Raw genomic sequence first — 24,517 nt, forward strand, 5'->3', positions numbered from 1 at the left:
TTTAAATTGAAAACATGAGTAAATTGCGCCAACCATTCACGTACGTTATGTTAGTCTTTACCGGATCGTTTTGACAAAAAAGGAATGACAGTGAAAAACGCACCTAAATTTGCCATCGCCCTCATCGCCGCTGCGTGCGCCAGCAGCAGTGCTTTCGCCAGCGAAACCCGGAAAGAGCAGCCGCTGGAAAAAGTTGCTCCGTATCCGCAAGCGGACAAAGGGATGAAGCGCCAGGTTATTCAGCTCCCGGCTCAGCAGGATGAAGCAAATTTCAAAGTTGAGCTGTTAATCGGCCAGACGCTGGAAGTGGACTGCAACCAGCATCGCCTGGGCGGCCAGCTGGAAAGCAAAACGCTGGAAGGCTGGGGCTATGACTACTATGTCTTCGACAAAGTAACCTCGCCAGTCTCCACCATGATGGCGTGCCCGGACGGCAAGAAAGAGAAGAAATTTATTACCGCGTATCTGGGTGATAACAGTCTGCTGCGCTATAACAGCAAGCTGCCGATCGTCGTATACACGCCGGAAAACGTGGATGTGAAATATCGCGTATGGAAGGCGGATGAGACGGTAGGACAAGCGGTAGTTCGTTAATAATAAGTCGGGTGGCGCTCTCGCTTACCCGACCAGGAAAGGGTGCGTTCTGGTGCCCTCACCCCAACCCTCTCCCACCGGGAGAGGGAGAAAACACTAAAAACGGTAACGGATGTTACCGTTTTGCGTTTACCTTACAGCGCGATATCCGCTACCGGCTTGCTTTCCGCCTGAGGCTTCAGCTCTGCCTTTGGCGCAGCATCCGCAGCCTGCGGTTTGACGTATTGCAGTTGCAGAACGCGGCTGGTGTATTCCAGCTCTTGTTCCGTGGCTTCAACGTTACCGTTCAGCTTCGTACCGTAGGATGGAATAATGGTTTTCAGCTTCGCCTGCCATTCCGGACTGGATACTTTGTCCTTAAACACTTTTTCCATCAGGTGCAGCATGATTGGCGCAGCGGTAGACGCCCCCGGAGATGCCCCCAGCAGCGCGGCAATGGTGCCATCCTTATCGCTTACCACTTCGGTACCCAGACGCAGCACGCCGCCCTCTTTCGGATCGCGTTTGATAATCTGCACGCGCTGACCCGCCTGCCACAGACGCCAGTCTTCTTTCTTCGCCTGCGGATAGTACTCTTTCAGCGCCTCGAAGCGTTCTTCATCAGAGAGCATCACCTGGCTAATCAGGTATTTCACCAGATCGAAGTTATCCAGCCCCACGTCCATCATTGGCTTAACGTTTGACGTCGTGGTCGCGCTCAGCAGATCCCACAGGGAACCGTTTTTCAGGAATTTGGTGGAGAATGTGGCGAACGGCCCGAACAGCACTACGCGCTTACCGTCCAGCATGCGGGTGTCGATATGCGGAACGGACATCGGTGGTGCGCCCACAGAGGCCTGACCGTACACTTTAGCCAGATGACGGTTAACCACTTCCGGGTTTTCCGACACCAGGAACTGGCCGCCGACCGGGAAGCCCGCGTAGTCGTCCGCTTCCGGAATACCGGACTCCTGCAACAGTTTCAGCGCCGCGCCGCCCGCACCGATAAACACGAACTTCGCCTTAATCACATGCTCGGCTTCGTTGTTTTTCAGATCGGCAACGGTCACGCTCCAGCTGTTATCCGCGTTGCGCTTGAAACCACGCACTTCGGAGCTGAGTTGCAGGTTAAAGTTCTCTTTTTTCTTCAGAGAGGACACCAGCTGACGGGTGATTTCACCGTAGTTAACGTCAGTACCAATTTCAGTGCGGGTCGCCGCTACTTTCTGGTTCGGATCGCGGCCTTCCATGACCAGCGGCGCCCACTCTTTGATTTGAGCGTGATCTTCAGAGTATTTCATCCCGCGGAAAAGCGTGCTCTGTTGCAGGGCAGCGTAGCGCGCGCGCAGGAAGTTGACGTTTTGATCGCCCCACACAAAGCTCATGTGCGGTACGGTGTTGATGAAGGAGTGCGGATTGTGCAACACACCGCTGTTCACCTGGTGAGACCAGAACTGACGTGAGATCTGGAACGCTTCGTTGATCTCTACCGCCTTCTCGATACTAATGGAACCGTCCTTTTTCTGCGGCGTATAGTTCAGTTCCATGAGTGCCGAGTGCCCCGTCCCGGCGTTGTTCCAGCCGTTAGAGCTTTCCTGTGCCACGCCATCGAGGCGCTCGACCATGGTCATGGACCAGTTCGGCTCCAATTCCTGAAGATACGTTCCCAGCGTGGCGCTCATGATGCCGCCACCAATTAAAAGGACATCCGTTTCCTGCTCTTTTGGTGCGTCAGCCTTCGCTGCCATCGAGACGGCGTTCAGCCCCACGGCCAGAGAAAAGAGCACGGCAGTCATTTTTTTCATCATTTATGCCTTAGTTGAATAGTGCTTGATGCGTGGAAATTACAGGTGAAACACGCTGCGGTGGCACGGTAGCAACTTTTAAATATTGTTTAAAGGTTACGAAATTATTGTAATTGTGAAATTTAATGATGGATTGTTTGTAGGGATTTGGCAGACAGGCTGGCACCCGACGATTTTCCTGGCTATCATGCTGCACTTTGTGATCGCGCGCACGGAAGCCTGCCCCTACCAGCGAATTGTTATGTCATTACCCCACTCGTCTGTACCTCAAGAAGGCCATGTCGCCACTGTTTTACGTTCGCCTCACCGTCTGATGCGCGAAACCCTGGCCGGTGTGATTACCGCGCTGGCGCTGATCCCGGAAGTGATTTCGTTTTCCGTGGTCGCGGGCGTGGATCCGAAAGTGAGCCTTATCGCCTCCGTGGTGCTCTGTTTCGCCCTTTCCCTGCTCGGCGGGCGTCCGGCCATGGTGACGGCGGCGGCAGGTTCCGTCGCGCTGGTGATTGGGCCGATGGTCCATCAACACGGCGTACAGTACATTCTGCCCGCAGTGGTGATGGCAGGCGTGATTCAGATCCTGTTCGGCGCGCTGGGTATGGCGCGGCTGATGCGCTTTATTCCCCAGTCGGTGATGACCGGGTTTGTTAACGCCCTTGGCATTTTGATTTTCTTTGCCCAGGTGCCCCATTTCTGGAGCCGAAGCCCGCTGATTGTGGGCCTGTTCGTGCTGACGCTGCTGATTGTGCTGTGGGTGCCACGCTATATCAAAAGCGTGCCCTCCCCGCTGATTGCCATTGTGCTGCTGACTTTGTTCACCGTCACCAGCGGGCAAATCCTGCCGACGGTAGGGGATGAAGGTTCCATGGGCGGCGGTTTGCCGGGCTTTACGCAACTGCTGGTGCCGCTCAATCTGGAAACCCTGAGCATCATCTGGCCGTGCGCGCTAAGTATCGCTTTCGTTGGCCTGCTGGAATCCTTGTTGACGGCAAAACTGGTGGACGAGCTGACCGCTACCCCCTCCAGTAAGCGCCGCGAGAGCATCGGGCTGGGCGTGGGCAATATTATGGCCGGGTTCTACGGCGGCATTGCGGGCTGCGCGATGATTGGGCAGACCATCGTTAACGTGGAGATGGGGAAAGGCAGAAGCCGTATCTCCACCCTTGCGGCGGGCATCGTACTGCTGGTGCTGGTTACGGCGCTCAGCGAGGTGATGGCCAAAATTCCGATGGCGGTACTGGCGGGAATTATGGCCATTGTGGCCGTCAAGACCTTTAGCTGGCATAGCGTTCAGCCCGGAACGCTGAAAAACGCGCCGGTGGCTGAAACCGTCGTGATGCTGGTGACGGTTGTGGCAACGGTTTTCACCGGCAACCTGGCGATTGGCGTGCTGGGCGGGATTGTGACGATGTTCATCCTCCCTGCCCGACTTAAGCAAAAAGCGCTGGCTACAGAAGAAAAATCGTCGCCAGTCCAAGAAAAATAAAGAAACCGCCGGTATCGGTAATGGCGGTGATCATCACGCTCGACCCCACCGCGGGGTCGCGCCCCAGCCGGGTCATGGTCAACGGGATAATCACGCCCATCATCGCCGCCACCAGCAGGTTCAGCACCATCGCCAGCATCATGACCCCGCCCAGCGCCATATCATCATACAGCCACCAGGTAATGCCGCCCATGATGCCGCCCCAGACCAGGCCGTTAATCAGCGCGACGCCCATCTCCCTGAAAATCAGCCACGAGAAATTACCCGGCTGTATGTTTTCCAGCGCCAGGGCGCGAACGATCATGGTGATAGTCTGGTTGCCGGTGTTCCCGCCGATCCCCGCCACAATCGGCATCAGCGACGCCAGGGCCACCAGCTGGGAAATGGTATGTTCGAAGCCGTCAATAACGCGGGACGCCACGAACGCGGTGCATAAATTGATGGCGAGCCACGCCCAGCGCGTTTTGACGGCCTTGCCGACGGAGGCATGAACGTCATCTTCGGCACTGATCCCGCCAAGGGCACGCAGGTCGTTATCGGTCTCTTCATAGACCACGTCAACGATCTCATCGATGGTCAGACGCCCCATCAGCTTGCCCACCGAATCCACCACCGCCGCGCTCACCAGGTCATCACGTTCGAAGGTACGCGCCGCTTTTTCGGCATCGTCTTCCGGCGAGAAGACCATCGGCTCGGTTTCCATGACCTCACTCACCCGCTGCTGGGTGCTGTTCAGCAGGATCGTTTTCAGCTCCAGCTCCCCGAGCAGAGTTTTATCCCGCGAGGTGACGAACAGTTTATCGGTGTTGTCCGGCATACTGCCCAGGCGACGAAGATAGCGCTGCACCGTACCCAGGGTGACGTCCGGGCGCACGGTGATGACGCCAAACTCCATGATCGCGCCGACGCTGTTTTTCTCGTAGTGCATCACCTGACGCACACGCGCCCGCTCTTCAGCAGGCAGGGAAGCCAGCAGGCGTCCGGTCAGGTTGCGCGGAAGATGCTGAACGAGGTAAATCTGCTCATCGATATCCAGCGTTTGCAGGGCGTCAAGGATGTCCCGGTCGCTCATCTCATCGATAAGGTCATCCCAGACGTTTTCCGAGGCTTCAAGCAATACCTGACCGCGCTCGTGATCCTGCACCAGCCGCCACAGGGCGTGGCGCTCTTCGGAAGGCAATGCCTCCAGGGTGTCCGCCAGGTCCGGGGGCGGTAAATGTGCAACCAGCGCACCTACCTCAGCAATATCGTCGGCCAGCGTGCCGACATCATATTGCTCAGCCAGGGTTAGCTTACCCAATAACGTTGACGTGACCGCTTTATCGGTCGTCAGGAGCCAGATGAGCCGCGCACGCTCCTGGTCACGCTGCCTGGCGCTGTTTTTCTTTAATACCGACATCAATCATAAATCCATTAAATGAGTTGGCGTTAAGCATAGCGCGGGGATATGTAAATAAGAATAAACGGCGGGTCGGGATGGAGAAAAAAACGGCATATATGAAAAATTAGTGTGCCGGGCGCCACCCGGCACAATTGCAATCAGGCCGTACGCGCCACCGCGTCCCGTGACGCTGCATCGCGCTCATCGCCGGTCAGCTCGCTCAGCTTGCCGTCGCGCATCTCCAGCAGACGGTCGGCGTGAATGAAGTAGTGATCGTCATGGCTGATGGCAAAAATGGTTTTCCCCATCGCCTGCATCAGCGGCAGCAGGACCTGATAAAACTCGCGACGGAAGTGCGGGTCCTGATCGGCGGCCCACTCATCCAGCAGGATGATGTCACGCTCTTCGGCCAGCGCCAGCAGCAGCGCCACGCGTTTCTTCTGCCCTTTCGACAGTTTGAGATTCAGGATTTTGCCATCCTGTAGCTCCAGTTTGTGTGACATTTGCAGGTGCGCAAGCCACTTCTCCACCAGCGCCGGATCCGCCTGCTGCCCTTCCGGTCCCAGCAGCCGGTCGAACAGCCAGACGTCGGTAAATACCGCCGAGAAGAGCTTGCGGTAATCCTCCGGTTTCTCCGCGCTCAGCGCTTTACCATCCAGCAAAATTTCACCCGCCTGCGGCTGGTAGAGGCCCGTCAGCAGCATCGCCAGCGTAGATTTGCCGCTGCCGTTGCCGCCGATAAGGAACAGCAGTTCGCCGCGGTGAATGGTCAGGTTTATCGGCCCTACGGAGAAGGCGTTATCCTGATAGCGGAAGGTAACGTTACGCAGCTCCAGCGTTTGCCAGTTCGGGAAGGCCTGCGGGCGCGGGAACTCAGCCTTAAACGGCGCAAGGTCGAATTTCTTCAGCTTGTTGAAGGCCACCTGAGCGCTCAGCAGCGTCGGCAGTGCGCCTACGGCCGACAGCAGCGGCGTACGTAAAAACAGCAGCGTCAGGGAGTAGGTTGCCGCCACGTTGGTATCCGCCCACCCCAGGCTGTTCGCCATCCAGAACACCAGGCCAATCGCGCCCAGCATCATGATATTGGACCAGTTCACGGCGCTCAGGTGGAACGTATCGGCGCGGATAATGTGATGACGATATTCGTGCGCATCCGGGATATAGAGATGGTTGAAGATATGCTCGGCACGCTCGCGGTTCAGTGTCAGCTCTTTGCGCCCTTCCAGCACCGTCTGATAATCGTTATAGAGCTTGTCTTCCGTTTCGCGCAGCACCGCCATGTGCTTATAGACGCGTGATACCAGCAGGAACCCGCCCCAGATGGTAATAACAATCCACAGCGCCGTCACCGCCAGCATTTTGCTGGAGAGCCAGGCGAGATAGGCTGCCGAGCCAAATGTCAGGATGATCCCCTGCACCAGCTCCGGCAGGCGCACAAAGGCGATGGTAATGGCGCGCACATCGCTGGTCAGCCCCGCCAGCAGAGAGGCACTTCCCAGCTGTTCGATGCGTTCCACCTGAGTATCAAGGATCCGTTTGATGAACTCACTGCGCAGACGGAAAACGAAATGGTGGCCGAGGGCGGTCAGCGCCAGCTGTGACCCGAGCGTGACTGCCATCAGCAGCAGCAGTAAACCCAGAAATTCCGGCAGGACTGAGAGTGACGTGTCGACCATTTCGATCAAACGCACGTTAATGAAGGCAATCAGGCCGATCCCCAGCGCCGCGCTGGCAAGGCTTAACGCCATCACCGCGATAAAAGGCCAGCGATACTGCCGCCAGACAAGAAGAAGTAGTTGCATGCAGAGCAATCCGGACAAGAAAAATCAGCCAGCAGTGTAAACTGCCTTTCACACACATCAAGAATAATTCTTATTTTTATTCTCTGTATGCCGCCTGACGGAACGTGAGGTTGTAGCGAAATGCCCCCGCCACCGGGTGATCGCCAGGTTTAAGCGGCTGAATACCGTGGTAAAAAAGCCGTGATTCACCGCCCCAGACCACCACATCACCATGCTCCAGCATCAGCCGTTTGAGCGGGTCGTTGCGCCGCAGGCCGCCAAACTGAAAGACAGCGGGCAGCCCAAGGGATACCGAGACAATCGGCGCGCGCAGGTCCGGCTCGTCCTTATCCTGATGCAAGGAGAGCTTTGCCCCAACGGCATAGCGGTTGATAAGACAGGCATCGGGTCGAAAATCAGGATAGCCGGCCGCCACGGCGGCGTCATGACACAGCGCCTGAAACGCCTCCGGCATCGGCGGCCACGGCTGATCCGTCAGCGGATCGTTCGCGGCATATACATAGCCCCGCTCATTCGTCGCCCATCCCAGTTCGCCGCAGTTGGTCATCGCCACGGACATGGTATACCCGCCCGGCGTAACCATATGGCGAAACGGCGAACGGGCGTTGACGGCATCAATACCGTCGAACAGCGCCGCCGCGCGGGAAAGCGCGAATCGTCTCAGGATCGTCGCCCCCGGCGCGAGCGGCTCGTGCCAGGGTTCAGCATCAGCAAAAAGATCGAGCATTATCCCTCCGGGTTGCTCGCCTCACGTTTCAACAATAGCATCTTACGCGCTGCTCCCCAGCGATAACCCGACAGCGCACCGTCGTTACACACCACGCGGTGACAGGGGATGACTATCGCCAGTTTGTTGGCACCGCAGGCCCCCGCCACGGCACGTACGGCATTGGGTTTGCCAATGGCCTTTGCGACCTGCTGATAGCTTGCCGTCTCACCGCAGGGGATAGCCCGCAGCGCCTGCCAGACCTGCTGCTGGAAGGCGGTACCACGGATATCCAGCGGCAGCGTCAGCGGCGTCGCGCGGCTGTCGACAGAGGCAATAACCTGCCGAACACGCCCGGCAAACGCGCCTTCCATCGGTTCACGGACGGCAAGCGGAAACAGTGACAGCAGCTCAGCCGTCAGCCCGGCGTCGTCATCACCCAGCAGTATTGCGCAGATCCCGCGCTCGCTTTCCGCCACCAGACAGCGGCCCAGCGAGCAGTCACTGATGGCATAGCGGACCGCAGCCTCTCCGTTGCGGTACTGTTTTGCCGTCATGCCCAGCGCGCCGTTGGCTTTACGGTAGTAGCTGCTGCCGTCCGGAAAGCCAGCGGCAAGTACGGCGTCGGTGATTTTACCGCCCTGTGCAAGCAGGGTGCGCAGGCGTTGTTCACGCGCGGCCTGCTGCCATGCTTTCGGCGTCATGCCGGTGACGGATTTAAACAAGCGGTGGAAATGGAACGGACTCATGGCAACCTGCTGCGCCAGTGCCTCCAGGTTCAGCGCGGCATCCTGTTCAAGCAGTCGACAGGCCAGCGCAATGTTGGCCTTTTTCTGCGCCATAGGGTCGACCTGGTCTGGCCTACAGCGCTTACAGGGGCGGAAACCCGCCTGCGCGGCCTGGTGAGCATCAGGATAAAAGCAGACATTTTTACGCAGCGCGTGGCGGGCGCGGCAGGACGGACGACAATAAATGCCGGTCGTCTGCACGGCAAAGACAAACTGGTTATCCGCACGCGGATCGCGGGCCAGTACGGCCTGCCAGCGATCCTCATCGGTAAGATAGGTTGTGTTTTTCATTATCGGCTCCTCTTACAAGCATACGCTCAGCTTGCCTGAACGCCACCGAACAAAAACCCGCAACCTTGCTTTTTAATTTTTTTCGCTCACCAGGAAGCTATTGAACTGCGGCGAACTCCAGGTTTTAAATCCGTCAGCCTCTTTGGTGATCATATAGACGGCCAGCCCTTCCTGACGCACCACCTCTTTGGCCTTCTCCGTGCCGAGCACCATCAATCCGGTATCCCAGGCATCCGCTTCCAGCGCGGTTGGGGCTATCACCGTCACGGACACCAGGTTGTGGATAATCGGGCGTCCGGTTTGCGGATCAATCACGTGCGAGATACGTTTGCCATCCAGCTCGTAATAGTTGCGGTAGCTTCCGGAGGTGCTTATACCGTGCCCGTTGATGTCGACAATCGCCTGCACCGCGTTCTGCTGATCGGTTGGTTTTTGGATGGCCACTCGCCACGGCCTGCCGCTGGCGTTCATGCCCCGGCTGACGAGCGCGCCCCCGACGGAAACCAGATAACGCGGAATGCCTTCCTGCGCCATCAGGGCCGCGAGATGATCCGCAGCATACCCCTCGCCTACCGTGGAGAGATCGACAAACAGGTCGGGAATATCTTTTTGCAGGTATTGCTGACCGTACTGGGAGATCACCGCCAGATGCTGTAACCCCGTACGGGCGCGGGCGTCGTCGATGGCGGCTTGATCGGGTGTAGTCACCGGCTGCTTGTTGGGGCCAAATCCCCACAGGTTCACCAGCGGCCCCACGGTCACATCCATTGCGCCGTTGGTTTTGTAGCCCACGCGCATGGATTCCGTGACGATATCGGCCATCGCTTCGCTCACCGGCCACAGCGAGGTGCTGCTGGAGCGATTGAAACGCATCAGCGCTGAGTCATTTTTATAGGTAGAGAGTAGCTGATCGTCGGCATCCAGCTGCGCCTGAATTTTACCGCGTAATTCTTCAGCGCGGGATTTATCAATATCCATCACGCTGACGCGCCAGAAGGTCCCCATGGTTTTCCCTTCCAGCACCGTCGCGGCGGGTGCGTCGATTTTTGCGGGCTGTGTGGAAGAGTCACACGCGGTCAGGAGTAAAAAAGTCGCCAGAACGCTGGCGCGTAAAAAAGTCATATCCATTGGTTATTATCCTCATGCCAGGGCGGCAAGAGTACACTAAAACAGCGTATTTGTAAGACCCTAAAAAAGCATGAAAAAAGGGGCCTGATGGCCCCTTTGTCGCTGTATGAGCAATTAGAACTGGTAAACCAGACCCAGCGCGACGATATCGTCAGTACCGATACCTGCTGCGCGAGTGAAGTCGTTCTCATCAACCAGGTTGATTTTGTAATCAACGTAGGTGGACATGTTTTTGTTGAAGTAGTAAGTCGCGCCAACATCAACATATTTCAGCAGATCCTGGTCGCCGTAGCCGTTTTCCAGGTCCTTACCTTTAGATTGCAGGTACGCCACGGATGGACGCAGACCGAAGTCGAACTGATACTGCGCAACCACTTCGAAGTTCTGCGCTTTGTTAGCCCAGCCCAGGTCGCCCGCACGGGTCGCGTTGTAAGTCTGAGTATACTGTGCAGCCAGGTAGATGTTGTTCGCGTCGTATTTCAGACCACCGGTATAGGTCTCTGCGCGATCGCCTTCACCGTAGTAGCCCGCAGCGTTCTGGTCAGCAGTACGTTTAGAACTGGTGACTGCCGTACCGATAGCGAAGCCTTCGCCCAGATCGTAGGTCAGAGAGCCGCCGTAGCCATCACCGTTCTGACGCAGCGCGTCACGACCGTTGTTGGTCTGGCCTTCGCCGCTTGCGCTGCCGTTTTTACCCTGGTACTGCAACGCGAAGTTCAGACCATCAACCAGACCGAAGAAGTCCTGGTTACGGTAGGTCGCGAAGCCGTTACCACGCTGCTGCATGAAGTTGTCAGAACCGTAGGTATCGCCGCCGAATTCCGGCAGAACGTCGGTCCAGGAAGTCACATCGTAAACAACGCCGTAGTTACGACCGTAGTCGAATGAACCCGCATCAGCGAATTTCAGACCTGCGAACGCCACACGCGTCCATGAGTTGTTTTCGTTCTCACCAGAGTTACCCTGGATCTGGTATTCCCACTGGCCGTAACCGGTCAGCTGGTCGTTAACCTGAGTTTCGCCTTTGAAGCCCAGACGCATGTAGGTCTGGTCGCCGTCTGCACTGTCGTCATCAGAGAAATAGTGCAGACCATCCACTTTACCGTACAGATCTAATTTGTTGCCGTCTTTGTTATAAATTTCAGCCGCATTTGCTGCGCCTGCCACCAGCAGAGCTGGTACCAGGAGGGACAGTACTTTAACTTTCATTTTATTAACCCTCTGTTATATGCCTTATTATTTACCACTGCTTACTGGTCAACCCTCTTAACCAGTCGGCAAGTTCATTCTCCTCAAAAATGCAGAATAATCCAACAGGAATATGATACGAAAACTTTGAAGATGTCTCACTTTACCATCAACATGTTTCAATTTGTAAATTTGAAGGAACTTTTACAGAGCATAAATAGTTTAAAAATATAGCACGGATAATCAAAACAAAAATATATTCTATTTAATACAATTGATTAGCTTAAAAAACAGTACAGCACTGAATGACAAAAAAATTCCCTTCAACACCACTAAAATAACTCTCGCTATCATCATTAACTTTATTTATTACCGTCATTCAGTTCTGAATGTCTGTTTATCCCTAATTGAACCGGATGCTTCGCATTCGGTTTTTTTTTACCTTTCTTTACGTCAGCCTACATTTTATGTGCTACCCCTCAGAAATGATAACGACTATTAACTAAATCCAGCATCCGGCTTTCGCTGAATTCTTTTTTATGCTATTGAAATTAATTTCTTGTTTATTCGTGCTATTTTCCCGCCGGTGCGATCGCGTATTTATACATTTCACGGGGTTTTGTACACCTTTCATCCGGGGACGTTGAAGCCGCTTACCCGGATAAAAAGTCAAGGTCATACCGTTAACGACGCTGGAAATTCAGTTATTACCCTTTATACTGCCCTATCCCATTACCGCGCGGCCATTACGGGTTAAACACATCGATGAGTCAGACTGAAACTACCGCCCCGAGCAAATTCTCCCTTCTACCGGGCAGCATCACCCGTTTCTTTCTTCTGTTGATCGTTGTGCTGTTAGTCACAATGGGGGTGATGGTTCAGAGCGCCGTTAATACCTGGCTTAAAGATAAAAGCTATCAAATCGTCGATATCACCCATGCGGTGCATAAGCGCATTGATACGTGGCGCTATGCGACCTGGCAAATCTACGACAATATCGCTGCCGCGCCTGCCACCTCGTCAGGCGAAGGGTTGCAGGAAACGCGCCTTAAGCAGGATGTGTATTACCTTGAAAAACCGCAGCGCAAGACGGAAGCCCTGATTTTCGGCTCGCACGACAGCGCAACGCTTGAGATGACGCAGCGGATCTCCTCCTATCTGGACACCCTGTGGGGCGCCGAGACCGTACCGTGGTCAATGTATTACCTGAACGGTCAGGACAACAGCATGATCCTGATCTCGACCCTGCCGCTTAAGGATCTCTCGTCCGGCTTTAAAGAGACCACCGTTGGCAGTATTGTGGATTCCCGTCGGGCAGAAATGCTGCAACAGGCCAACGCGCTGGACGAGCGAGAAAGTTTCTCGTCATTACGCCGTCTTGCCTGGCAGAATGGCCACTACTTTACGCTGCGAACCACCTTTAACCAGCCGGGCCATCTGGCGACCGTGGTTGCCTTCGACCTGCCGATTAACGATCTCATCCCACCGGATATGCCGCTGGACAGTTTCCGTCTGGAGCCAGACAACAGCACCCAAAATATGCGCACGCCGTCGGATAAAGAAGGCGCGGACAGCGTAGCGATCTCCTTTAATGGCTCAAAGATTGAGATTGCCTCATCGCTCAACTCAACCGGTATGCGTCTGGTGTGGCAGGTGCCTTTTGGCACCCTGATGCTTGATACTCTGCAAAACATTCTGCTGCCGCTGTTGCTGAATATTGGCCTGCTGGCGCTGGCGCTGTTTGGCTACAGCACCTTCCGTTTCCAGTCGGGCCGCCAGAGCGACTCGACGTCGGTATCAGCCGGGACCAGCAACGAGTTGCGCATTCTTCGTGCCCTGAATGAAGAGATTATTTCCGTGCTACCGCTTGGGGTGCTCGTTCACGACCAGGAGGCTAACCGCACGGTAATGAGCAATAAAATTGCCGATCACCTTCTGCCGCATCTTAACCTGCAAAATATTACGGCCATGGCGGACCAGCACCAGGGCGTTATTCAGGCCACCGTTAATAATGAACTGTATGAGATCCGCCAGTTCCGCAGTCAGGTCGCCTCGCGCACGCAAATCTTCATCATTCGCGATCAGGATCGCGAAGTGCTGGTGAATAAAAAGCTCAAGCAGGCGCAAAGGCTGTACGAGAAAAACCAACATGGCCGCGCGGCGTTTATGCAAAATATTGGCGATGCCTTTAAACAACCGTTGAAGTCACTCGCCACGCAGATTGCTGATCTGAGCACGCCGGAAAGCCGACAGCTAAGCAGCCAGGCCGATTCACTGGTTCGTCTGGTGGACGAAATCCAGCTTGCGAACATGCTGGAAAATGATATCTGGAAAGGCACCCCTACGCTCTTCTCCATCCAGGACCTGATTGATGAGGTGGTGCCGGAAGTCCTGCCGGTGATCAAGCGCAAGGGACTCCAGCTGCTGATCAACAACCATTTACCGGCCAACGACGAACGTCACGGCGATCGCGATGCCCTGCGTCGCATCCTGATGATGTTGATACAGTATGCCGTCACCACGACGCAGATCGGCAAGATCACCCTTGAAGTCAGCACCGATGAGTCCACCGACGATCGTCTGACGTTCCGCATTCTGGATACGGGCAAAGGCGTCACAGTGAGCGAAATTGATAACCTGCACTTCCCGTTCCTGAACGATACCCAGCGCGACCACTACGGCAAGGCGAATGCCCTCACCTTCTGGCTCTGCGATCAGCTGGCGCGTAAGCTGGGCGGTCATCTGAACATCAAGGCGCGCGAATCCCTCGGCACCCGCTACTCTTTACACGTGAAAATGGCGGCGAATCCCCAGGAAGAGGATGAAGAGCGTCTGCTGGACGATGTGGTGGTGATGGTGGATGTGACCTCCAGTGAGATCCGTAATATCGTCGTTCGTCAGCTGGAAAACTGGGGGGCGTCCTGCATTACCCCGGACGAAAGGCTCGCGAGTCAAGAATTTGATCTATTTTTAACTGATAATCCGTCTAATCTTACTGCCTCAGGCTTGCTTTTAAGCGATGATGAGCCAGGCGTGCGGAAAATCGGCCCTGGGCAGCTGCGCGTCAACTTTAATATGAGCAATGCAATGCAGGAAGCTGTATTACAACTGATTGAAGAGAATCTGGCGCAGGAAGAGATCCTGGAGTCACCGTTAGGCGGCGATGAAAATGCCGAACTCCATGCCAGCGGATATTATTCGCTCTTCGTTGATACAGTACCAGATGATGTTAAGCGGTTGTATACTGAGTCCGCTGCGCAGGATTTTGCAGCGCTGGCACAGACAGCACACCGGCTTAAAGGGGTGTTTGCCATGCTTAATCTGGTTCCCGGCAAGCAGTTATGTGAAACGCTGGAACATCTAATTCGTGAGAAAGATGCCTCTGGCATTGAAAAATACATCAGCGACATTGACGCTTACGTCAAGAGCTTGCTGTAGCAAGGTAGCCTTATACATGAACAATATGAACGTAATTATTGCCGATGACCATCCGATTGTACTGTTCGGTATTCGCAAATCACTTGAACAGATCGAGTGGGTGAATGTAGTCGGTGAATTTGAAGATTCCACAGCCCTCATTAACAATCTGCCTAAACTTGATGCGCACGTGCTCATTACCGATCTCTCCATGCCTGGAGATAAGTACGGTGATGGGATCACGCTCATCAAATACATTAAACGCCACTTCCCGGACATTTCGATCATTGTTCTGACCATGAACAATAACCCGGCGATCCTGAGCGCCGTTCTGGATCTCGATATTGAAGGGATTGTGCTGAAACAAGGCGCACCTACCGATCTGCCAAAAGCGCTGGCGGCGCTACAGAAAGGGAAGAAATTCACTCCTGAGAGCGTCTCACGCCTGCTTGAAAAAATCAGCGCGGGTGGTTATGGCGACAAGCGTCTCTCGCCTAAAGAGAGTGAAGTTCTGCGTCTGTTCGCTGAAGGTTTCCTGGTCACTGAAATCGCCAAAAAGCTGAACCGCAGTATTAAAACCATCAGTAGCCAGAAAAAATCCGCGATGATGAAGCTGGGTGTGGATAACGATATCGCCCTGCTGAACTATCTCTCTTCCGTGACGCTGAGCGCAACGGACAAAGATTGATCTTCGCTGTCTACGCCGGGTGGCGCTCGCGCTTACCCGGCCTACAACCGCCGGAGAAATAAAAAAGGCCCTTTCGGGCCTTTTTTATTGTCTCGCTTTTCGTACCCGCTCCGCATACACGGACAGCGTCTGCTTCAGTACATCCAGCGTGACCGGCTTCGACAGGCAGCTGTCCATTCCCGATTCCAGACAGCGCTGCTTCTCCTCCGCCAGCGCGTTGGCTGTCACCCCTACCACCGGCAGCGTCAGCCCCAACTGTCGGATACGCTGCGTCAGACGGTAGCCGTCCATGTTAGGCATGTTCACATCGCTGAGCACAATATCAATATGGTTCTTACTTAAGACATTCAGGGCATCCACGCCATCATTGGCCGTTTTACACTGATAGCCCAGAGAGCCAAGCTGATCTGCGAGCAGACGACGGTTAATCGGATGATCGTCGACGACCAGAATCATCATATCGTCGTTCACCGACGCCAGCTCATCAGGGGAAGCCAGCACGGTGGCGCCGTCGCTGTCCTCAAGCTGCACACTGTAAATACGCGCCAGCAAGCCCAGCAGCTCGTGCGGTGTCGCCACGCTGTGCACCCATACCCCAGGCGAACGCTCAAGCGGAATACCGATATGACGGCGGCAGAACATCACTACGCCGCGCCCCGCCCACGCCTGCTCCGGCTCAACGTCGGTGATCAGCATGTCATCCGCGTCCGGCGTCTGGCCTTCGTAGCGTGAAACCCGCACGCCGCTGCTGGTCAGCATCGAGGTCAGGAAATCATGTAAGGAGGCGTTGTGCACCGCCAGCCAGCAGTGCTTATCGCTCAGCCCGTCGACGGTGGTTTTCGCCGGATAGTGCGCCGAATAGAGCGGAATACGAATGGTGAACTGGCTGCCCATGCCTGGCTCTGTATCGACGGAGATATCTCCATCCATCATACTGATAAGCTTCTCGCAAATCGCCAGACCTAGCCCGGTCCCCTGGAAATTACGCTGGACGCCAGTTCCCACCTGGAAGAACGGATCGAACAGGCGAACGACCTCTTTCGCCGGAATGCCAACACCCGTGTCGCGCACGCGAATGGTCAGGTACTCCCCTGCCCGACAGACGTGCAGCACAATACAGCCGATATCGGTGAATTTGATGGCGTTGCTCAGCAGGTTTGAGATGACCTGTTGCAGACGCATCGGATCGCCATGCAGCGTCAGCGGCACATCCGGCTCGATAAAGCAGTACAGCCCAAGCTGTTTACGCACCACCAGCGGCAGGTAGTTAGCGCAGATATGGTTCATCACTTCGCGCGGGGAGAACTCGCGCGGCTCTATTTTCAACTGCTCGGATTCAATTTTAGAGAAGTCGAGAATATCGCTGATGATTTTCAGCAGCAGGCTGGACGAGTTGTTCATGGCCGTCACCAGCCGGTCGACCCCTTTCGGCAGCTCTTTGGTCTGGAGCAGATCGAGGTTACCGATAATGCCGTACAGCGGCGTACGCAGCTCATGGCTGACGGTCGCGAGGAACATCGATTTCGACTGACTGGCCTGCTCCGCCGCCTGCGCCATATCCTGCAATGACTCTTCCATTTTCACGCGCGCAGAGACGTCCACCAGCACGCAAATGGCCACGTTTTCATTGCGGTAGCGAGAATGGACGAAGCTGATTTGCAGGTTGGTGTGGGTGCTGGTCAGCACATCCACAAAGTTAACCTGCTGACCGCAGATGATCTGCGTTAACCGCTGGCGGTCTTCATGCGTGAGCATGTTCAGGTAGTTATGGGCAAGCTCGTTACTGAGGATATTTGTCCCGTCCTGAGTACGCAGGATGCAGATCCCTACCGGCGCCGAGGCGACAATTTTACGGTTAAACTGCTCATGCTCTTCCAGACGCTGAGCATCCGCTTCCGCCGGAATAAAGATCCGCCGCTCATACATTCTCGCCAGCATAAACAGCGCGACGCCTACCGCGATGTTCAGCAAAATGGCGTTAAGGATCAGGATGCGAATGCGCTCCAGGACCTTGTCCACCGGCAGCGAGTAGACAATGCTCAGCGACGATGGCGGTAAACTTTTCTTCAGCACCAGCTCGCGGAACCCGGAGGTATAGCCAAACCATGACCGCTCCTGCATCCAGCTGGGTTCCACCTTCAGGCGGTTTTCAGGCCCGGTAAGGGAGATGAGCGGATGGCCGTTTTCATCCAGAATGGTCACGCCCATCGGCAGACTGCCCGGCGTGAAGAAGTTTTCCATACGGATGGTTTGTTCAATCCCCAGCAGCGCTTGCAGGCGGTTTCCGAGGTAAACCGGAGTCAGGGCATAGAAATAGCCGACGCCCATGCGCGGCCCCTGGCTTATCCAGAAGATGTTGTTCCCGCGCTCTTCCTGAGGCGCATTGCGGTATTTCACTATACGCTCATGCAGACTTTTCAGCGCGTCTTCGCGTTCGACGGGCATATCCCGCAGGCCGAAATCCGCCATGCAGAGATTTTCGTTGCCAATCAGGTAGACACGGTTCAGATCGTAGGCGGCCGAGAAATTATCGCGCCAGTAGCGCATAAACCATGAGAGGGACTCCAGTGAACCACGCCAGGCTTTGCTCATGGCGGAACAATCGGAGTCCGGGAAGAGCGGTTCGAAATCAGGTACTTCGGTTTTTTCATCCCGACCGCGGATAGCAAGAATGCCGTTCTCCGCCGTGAGTCGATTCTCAGCAATATACTTAAGCTCTTTCATCACGTCAGACGTGCGCTGGATATAGCGCTGAGCCTGATCCGAGCTTAAGTTAAACTCCTGGCGGATCTCCGCTTCTTTCTGGTGTAACGCGTTAACGATGTAAAACACCGAGAGCAGTGCCACCAGCAACCATAGCAGTAGCGCAAGCGCCCGAAACAGATAGCGAGAGACTTTTAACGTGGTACGAAAGGAGACGAGGTATTTCAAAGGGGCGAGGCTCCGCCGTCGGGGTCAAAAAGAATGTGGTTAAGGTAGCGGTAAACGCGGCTTGTCGCAACGTTCACTTGTCTGCTTGCGCAAAACAAAAGGGCCGGAAACCGGCCCTTTATGCGTCAGGAGACGTTACTCGTCAGCGTCATCCGCTACTTCATCATCGGTGTCCGCTTCCGGGGCGATTTCATCATCCCCTTCCGCAACGCTGCCGTCGATAGAGTCGAGCTCTTCGTCATCCACCGGCTCAGCAACGCGTTGCAGACCGACGACGTTTTCATCTTCCGCAGTGCGGATGAGGATTACGCCCTGGGTGTTACGACCCACCACGCTGATCTCAGACACGCGGGTACGCACCAGCGTACCGGCATCGGTGATCATCATGATCTGGTCCGCGTCGTCCACCTGCACCGCGCCAACAACGGAACCGTTGCGCTCGGTCACTTTGATGGAGATAACGCCCTGCGTGCCGCGAGACTTGGTCGGGTATTCGCTTTCCGCCGTACGTTTACCGTAGCCGTTCTGGGTGACGGTCAGGATTGCGCCTTCGCCACGCGGAACGATCAGGGAAACCACGCTGTCTTCACCCGCCAGCTTGATACCACGCACGCCGGTCGCCGTACGACCCATTGCGCGCACGGCGTTCTCTTTAAAGCGCACCACTTTACCGGCGGCAGAGAACAGCATGACTTCATCAGAACCGGAGGTCAGATCCACGCCGATCAGCTCATCGCCTTCGTTCAGGTTCACCGCGATGATCCCGGCAGAACGTGGACGGCTGAACTCGGTCAGCGCGGTTTTCTTCACGGTACCGCTCGCGGTCGCCATAAAGACGTTCACGCCCTCTTCGTACTCGCGTACCGGCAGAATAGCGGTGATACGTTCGTTCGCTTCCAGCGGCAGCAGGTTGACGATAGGACGACCCCGCGCGCCACGGCTCGCTTCCGGCAGCTGATAGACTTTCATCCAGTACAGACGGCCCCGGCTGGAGAAGCAGAGGATCGTGTCGTGGGTGTTGGCCACCAGCAGACGGTCAATGAAGTCTTCTTCTTTAATACGCGCCGCAGATTTGCCTTTACCGCCACGACGCTGTGCTTCATAGTCGGTCAACGGCTGATACTTCACGTAGCCCTGGTGAGACAGCGTCACTACCACGTCTTCGCGGTTGATCAGATCTTCAATGTTGATATCAGAGCTGTTGGCCGTGATTTCGGTGCGACGCTCGTCGCCGAACTGATCGCGAACCAGCTCCAGCTCTTCACGGATCACTTCCATCAGGCGCTCTGCGCTACCCAGGATATGCAGCAGCTCGGCAATCTGCTCCAGCAGCTCTTTGTACTCGTCGAGCAGTTTTTCATGCTCAAGGCCGGTCAGTTTCTGCAAACGCAGATCCAGAATCGCCTGGGCCTGCTGTTCAGTCAGGTAGTACTGACCGTCACGCACGCCGAATTCCGGTTCCAGCCACTCAGGACGCGCAGCGTCATCACCGGCACGTTCCAGCATTGCCGCCACGTTGCCCAGATCCCATGGACGCGCAACCAGCGACGCCTTCGCTTCTGCCGGCGTCGGCGCACGGCGGATCAGCTCGATGATCGGGTCGATGTTCGCCAGCGCAACGGCCAGTGCTTCAAGGATATGGGCACGGTCGCGCGCTTTGCGCAGTTCGAAGATGGTACGACGGGTCACCACTTCACGGCGGTGACGCACGAACGCGCTCAGGATCTCTTTCAGGTTCATGATCTTCGGCTGGCCATGGTGCAGCGCAACCATGTTGATACCGAAGGAGACCTGAAGCTGAGTCTGGGAGTAAAGGTTGTTCAACACAACTTCACCCACCGCGTCGCGCTTGATTTCAATCACGATGCGCATACCGTCTTTATCAGACTCGTCACGCAGCGCGCTGATGCCTTCAACGCGTTTTTCTTTTACCAGCTCGGCGATTTTTTCAATCAGTCGCGCTTTGTTCACCTGATACGGGATCTCGTGAACAATAATGGTTTCACGGCCGGTTTTAGCGTCCGCTTCCACTTCGGCGCGGGCACGGATGTAAATCTTGCCGCGACCGGTGCGGTACGCTTCTTCAATACCGCGACGGCCATTGATGATTGCCGCCGTCGGGAAGTCCGGGCCCGGGATGTGTTCCATCAGCCCTTCAATGCTGATGTCTTCATCGTCAATGTAGGCCAGGCAGCCGTTGATCACTTCCGTGATATTGTGCGGTGGAATGTTGGTTGCCATACCGACGGCGATACCGGACGAACCGTTCACCAGCAGGTTTGGGATCTTCGTTGGCATAACGTCAGGAATTTTTTCCGTGCCGTCGTAGTTATCAACGAAATCAACCGTCTCTTTTTCCAGGTCAGCCATCAGCTCATGGGCAATCTTCGCCAGACGGATTTCCGTATAACGCATTGCCGCGGCGGAGTCGCCGTCGATAGAACCAAAGTTACCCTGACCATCTACCAGCATGTAACGCAGCGAGAAGGGCTGCGCCATACGGACAATGGTGTCGTACACCGCGGAATCACCATGAGGATGGTATTTACCGATTACGTCACCAACGACACGGGCAGATTTTTTGTAGGCTTTATTCCAGTCATTGCCCAATACGTTCATGGCGTATAGTACGCGACGGTGTACCGGCTTCAGGCCATCGCGGACGTCCGGCAGCGCACGGCCAACAATGACCGACATCGCATAGTCCAGATAGGAGCTTTTCAGCTCTTCCTCGATGTTAACCGGTGTAATTTCTCTCGCAAGGTCGCTCATCTAACCGCTATCCCTCTACTGTATCCCGGATTCAAAGGTCGCAAATTATAACACAGCCGCGGTGATACAGGTAAACCTATACGCTTTATTCACAGGGATTGCCTGATATACTTATTTGTCTTGCTAAATAAGGAGTAAAAGCGCCCATGAATGCCGAAAAATCCCCGGTGGCTCACAACGTTGACCACGAAGAGATTGCCAAATTTGAAGCGGTGGCGTCCCGCTGGTGGGATCTCGAAGGTGAGTTCAAACCTCTGCATCGTATTAACCCGCTGCGTCTGGGCTATATCGCGGAGCGTTCCGGCGGTCTGTTCGGTAAGAAAGTGCTCGACGTCGGCTGCGGCGGCGGCATCCTGGCGGAAAGTATGGCGCGTGAAGGGGCCACCGTCACCGGTCTGGACATGGGCTTCGAACCTCTACAGGTTGCGCGTCTTCATGCGCTGGAGTCCGGCGTACAGGTAGAATATGTCCAGGAAACCGTGGAAGAGCACGCGGCAAAACATGCGCACCAGTATGACGTGGTGACCTGCATGGAGATGCTGGAGCACGTTCCCGATCCGCAGTCGGTGGTCAGCGCCTGTGCAAAACTGGTGAAACCGGGTGGACAGGTCTTCTTCTCGACCATCAACCGCAACGGCAAAGCCTGGCTGATGGCCGTGGTAGGCGCGGAATACGTGCTGCGCATGGTGCCGAAAGGGACGCACGACGTGAAGAAGTTCATCAAGCCTGCCGAACTGCTGGGCTGGGTTGACCAGACATGGCTTAAGGAGCAGCACATGACGGGCCTGCACTACAATCCGCTGACGGATAAATTCAAACTGGCCCCAGGTGTGGATGTTAACTATATGTTGCACACAACCGCCAAAAACGACTAACGTCATCCGTTATTCTTATAATGATTGCGCGACATCATGTTGCGCAATTCTGACCTCCCGTTGAAGAAATCAGCACTCGATCAAATTTTGAATTTTTTTTCTTAATTATTGACATCTCTTCCAGGCCTTACGGCACGAGGACTTAGCCTTTTTTACCCTTTCACAACCTCAATTTAACGTCAAAATCAACCCTTGTGCTGAAAAGATTCGATACTAGAATACTCACCATATAGCGTTCTTCTTATCGCAAAACCCCTATATGTAGTATTTATCCACAGAGTTAGTCACAAGACGATTCTGTGGATAAGCGGGGGATATTTTTTTATTTCACGGACAGGTAAAAACCCACATGAATCAGAGTCTGCTGGTGACAAAGCGCGACGGTACCACCGAGCGTATCAATCTGGACAAAATCCATCGAGTTCTCGACTGGGCAGCAGAAGGACTGAACAACGTATCTATCTCCCAGGTTGAACTGCGTTCTCACATTCAGTTCTACGACGGCATCAAAACGTCTGATATCCACGAAACCATTATCAAAGCCGCGGCAGATCTGATCTCCCGCGACGCACCGGATTATCAGTACCTCGCTGCGCGTCTGGCGATTTTCCACCTGCGTAAAAAAGCCTACGGCCAGTTCGAGCCGCCGAAGCTTTACGATCACGTAGTGAAAATGGTCGAGCTGGGCAAATACGACACGCATCTGCTGGAAGACTATACGGAAGAAGAGTTCGAGCAGATGAACGGGTTTATCGATCACTGGCGCGACATGAACTTCTCCTACGCGGCGGTGAAGCAGCTCGAAGGTAAATACCTGGTTCAGAACCGTGTGACGGGCGAAATCTACGAGAGCGCCCAGTTCCTCTATATTCTGGTGGCCGCCTGCCTGTTCTCTAATTACCCGCGTGAAACCCGTCTGGACTACGTGAAGCGTTTCTACGATGCGGTCTCTACGTTCAAGATTTCTCTGCCTACGCCAATCATGTCTGGCGTGCGTACCCCTACCCGTCAGTTCAGCTCCTGCGTACTGATCGAGTGTGGTGACAGCCTGGATTCCATCAACGCGACCTCCAGCGCCATCGTGAAATACGTCTCCCAGCGTGCCGGTATCGGCATCAACGCCGGTCGTATCCGTGCGCTGGGCAGCCCGATCCGCGGCGGTGAAGCGTTCCACACCGGCTGTATTCCGTTCTACAAGCACTTCCAGACGGCAGTAAAATCCTGCTCTCAGGGCGGCGTGCGTGGTGGTGCAGCGACCCTGTTCTACCCAATGTGGCACCTGGAAGTGGAAAGTCTGCTGGTTCTGAAGAACAACCGCGGCGTGGAAGGCAACCGCGTGCGCCACATGGACTACGGCGTGCAGATCAACAAGCTGATGTACACCCGTCTGCTGAAAGGGGAAGACATCACCCTGTTCAGCCCGTCCGACGTCCCGGGTCTGTACGACGCGTTCTTCGCCGATCAGGACGAATTCGAGCGTCTGTACACCAAATATGAAAAAGACGACAGCATCCGCAAGCAGCGCGTGAAAGCGGTCGATCTGTTCTCCCTGATGATGCAGGAACGTGCTTCTACCGGCCGTATCTACATCCAGAACGTTGACCACTGCAACACCCACAGCCCGTTCGATCCGGTGGTTGCCCCAGTGCGCCAGTCCAACCTGTGCCTGGAGATCGCCCTGCCGACCAAACCGCTGGAAGACGTGAACGACGAAAACGGTGAAATCGCGCTCTGTACGCTGTCCGCGTTCAACCTGGGTGCGATTAAGAGCCTGGACGAGCTGGAAGAGCTGGCGGTGCTGGCGGTTCGTGCGCTCGACGCCCTGCTGGATTACCAGGATTACCCAATCCCGGCGGCAAAACGCGGCGCAATGGGCCGTCGCACTTTAGGTATCGGCGTGATCAACTTCGCCTACTGGCTGGCGAAAAACGGCAAGCGTTACTCCGACGGCAGCGCCAACAATCTGACGCACCAGACGTTCGAAGCGATCCAGTACTACCTGATGAAAGCCTCTAACGAGCTGGCGAAAGAGCAAGGCGCGTGCCCGTGGTTCAACGAAACCACCTACGCGAAAGGCATTCTGCCGATCGACACCTACAAAAAAGACCTGGATGCGATCGTCAGCGAGCCGCTGCATCTCGACTGGGAAGGCCTGCGCGAGTCCATTAAAACTCACGGCCTGCGTAACTCCACGCTCTCTGCCCTGATGCCGTCCGAGACCTCTTCGCAGATCTCCAACGCCACCAACGGTATTGAGCCACCGCGCGGCCACGTCAGCATCAAAGCGTCGAAAGACGGCGTGCTGCGTCAGGTGGTGCCGGATTACGAAACGCTGGGTGACAACTACGAGCTGCTGTGGGAAATGCCAAACAACGACGGCTATCTGCAACTGGTGGGTATCATGCAGAAGTTTATCGACCAGTCGATCTCTGCCAATACCAACTACGACCCAACGCGCTTCCCGTCTGGCAAGGTTCCGATGCAGCAACTGCTGAAGGACCTGCTCACCGCCTACAAATTTGGCGTGAAAACGCTGTACTATCACAACACCCGTGATGGTGCGGAAGACGCCCAGGACGACCTGGTGCCGTCAATTCAGGACGATGGCTGCGAAAGCGGCGCATGTAAGATCTAATAAATTCCCTCACCCTAACCCTCTCCCACAGGGAGAGGGAACTCTTTCCCCCTC

General features: G+C 55.3%; 15 protein-coding genes. 6 read left to right on the forward strand and 9 right to left on the reverse strand.

Translation table 11 applies throughout. The features are described 5' to 3' along the window. Nucleotides 1-84 precede the first annotated feature (84 nt). On the forward strand, nt 85-594 hold the full coding sequence (eco, locus tag L463_RS03960) for a serine protease inhibitor ecotin (protein WP_032103230.1): 510 nt from the start codon (nt 85-87) through the stop codon (nt 592-594). Between the two features lie 134 nt (nt 595-728). Here eco and mqo read toward each other — a convergent pair whose 3' ends face one another. Then, the gene (gene mqo / locus L463_RS03955) at nt 729-2,378 is read right to left on the reverse strand and encodes a malate dehydrogenase (quinone) (RefSeq protein ID WP_032103229.1); all 1,650 of its coding nucleotides are present in this window, start codon (nt 2,376-2,378) and stop codon (nt 729-731) included. Between the two features lie 187 nt (nt 2,379-2,565). Between mqo and L463_RS03950 the strand changes: the two genes are divergently transcribed. After that, the gene (locus L463_RS03950) at nt 2,566-3,861 is read left to right on the forward strand and encodes a SulP family inorganic anion transporter (protein ID WP_032103276.1); all 1,296 of its coding nucleotides are present in this window, start codon (nt 2,566-2,568) and stop codon (nt 3,859-3,861) included. Here the strand turns inward: L463_RS03950 and mgtE are convergent. The 6 genes from mgtE to L463_RS03920 all read right to left on the reverse strand — a co-directional run bounded on the left by mgtE (nt 3,824) and on the right by L463_RS03920 (nt 11,166). Then, a complete protein-coding gene (gene mgtE / locus L463_RS03945; protein ID WP_006811337.1) occupies nt 3,824-5,260 on the reverse strand; it encodes a magnesium transporter in 1,437 nt (478 codons plus the stop codon). The genes L463_RS03950 and mgtE overlap by 38 nt on opposite strands. Nucleotides 5,261-5,400: 140 nt before the next feature. Continuing rightward, complete coding sequence (locus L463_RS03940; protein ID WP_017383408.1) at nt 5,401-7,044, reverse strand: multidrug ABC transporter permease/ATP-binding protein; 1,644 nt, start codon at nt 7,042-7,044, stop codon at nt 5,401-5,403. Between the two features lie 76 nt (nt 7,045-7,120). Next, a complete protein-coding gene (alkB, locus tag L463_RS03935; protein WP_032104978.1) occupies nt 7,121-7,771 on the reverse strand; it encodes a DNA oxidative demethylase AlkB in 651 nt (216 codons plus the stop codon). After that, nucleotides 7,771-8,829: a bifunctional DNA-binding transcriptional regulator/O6-methylguanine-DNA methyltransferase Ada gene (gene ada, locus L463_RS03930; RefSeq protein WP_032104976.1), complete on the reverse strand. Its 1,059-nt coding sequence runs from the start codon at nt 8,827-8,829 to the stop codon at nt 7,771-7,773. Before ada ends, alkB begins: the two co-directional genes overlap by 1 nt. Nucleotides 8,830-8,901: 72 nt before the next feature. After that, nucleotides 8,902-9,957 (reverse strand): FAD:protein FMN transferase ApbE, encoded by a 1,056-nt coding sequence (gene apbE / locus L463_RS03925; RefSeq protein ID WP_032104974.1) that lies wholly within the window; start codon nt 9,955-9,957, stop codon nt 8,902-8,904. 114 nt (nt 9,958-10,071) lie between these two features. Further along, the gene (locus L463_RS03920; RefSeq protein WP_023304135.1) at nt 10,072-11,166 is read right to left on the reverse strand and encodes a porin OmpC; all 1,095 of its coding nucleotides are present in this window, start codon (nt 11,164-11,166) and stop codon (nt 10,072-10,074) included. Between the two features lie 744 nt (nt 11,167-11,910). On the opposite strand from L463_RS03920, the gene rcsD reads away from it, so the two are divergent. Together rcsD and rcsB are read left to right on the forward strand one after the other, a co-directional pair. After that, entirely contained in the window at nt 11,911-14,583 is a 2,673-nt protein-coding gene (gene rcsD, locus L463_RS03915) for a phosphotransferase RcsD (protein ID WP_032102717.1), read from the forward strand. 16 nt (nt 14,584-14,599) lie between these two features. After that, a complete protein-coding gene (rcsB, locus tag L463_RS03910) occupies nt 14,600-15,250 on the forward strand; it encodes a response regulator transcription factor RcsB (RefSeq protein ID WP_003859405.1) in 651 nt (216 codons plus the stop codon). 84 nt (nt 15,251-15,334) lie between these two features. On the opposite strand, the gene rcsC is transcribed toward rcsB, so the two are convergent. Next, nucleotides 15,335-18,181: a two-component system sensor histidine kinase RcsC gene (gene rcsC / locus L463_RS03905; RefSeq protein WP_017693023.1), complete on the reverse strand. Its 2,847-nt coding sequence runs from the start codon at nt 18,179-18,181 to the stop codon at nt 15,335-15,337. 135 nt (nt 18,182-18,316) lie between these two features. Further along, the gene (gene gyrA, locus L463_RS03900) at nt 18,317-20,953 is read right to left on the reverse strand and encodes a DNA topoisomerase (ATP-hydrolyzing) subunit A (RefSeq protein WP_017693022.1); all 2,637 of its coding nucleotides are present in this window, start codon (nt 20,951-20,953) and stop codon (nt 18,317-18,319) included. A 146-nt stretch (nt 20,954-21,099) separates the two neighbouring features. On the opposite strand from gyrA, the gene ubiG reads away from it, so the two are divergent. Together ubiG and nrdA are read left to right on the forward strand one after the other, a co-directional pair. Further along, on the forward strand, nt 21,100-21,828 hold the full coding sequence (gene ubiG, locus L463_RS03895) for a bifunctional 2-polyprenyl-6-hydroxyphenol methylase/3-demethylubiquinol 3-O-methyltransferase UbiG (RefSeq protein ID WP_006811346.1): 729 nt from the start codon (nt 21,100-21,102) through the stop codon (nt 21,826-21,828). Between the two features lie 349 nt (nt 21,829-22,177). Then, nucleotides 22,178-24,463: a class 1a ribonucleoside-diphosphate reductase subunit alpha gene (gene nrdA, locus L463_RS03890; protein ID WP_023295072.1), complete on the forward strand. Its 2,286-nt coding sequence runs from the start codon at nt 22,178-22,180 to the stop codon at nt 24,461-24,463. Nucleotides 24,464-24,517 lie beyond the last annotated feature (54 nt).

It is taken from the genome of Enterobacter sp. BIDMC 27 (assembly GCF_000534415.1).
Taxonomy (GTDB): domain Bacteria; phylum Pseudomonadota; class Gammaproteobacteria; order Enterobacterales; family Enterobacteriaceae; genus Enterobacter; species Enterobacter hormaechei_C.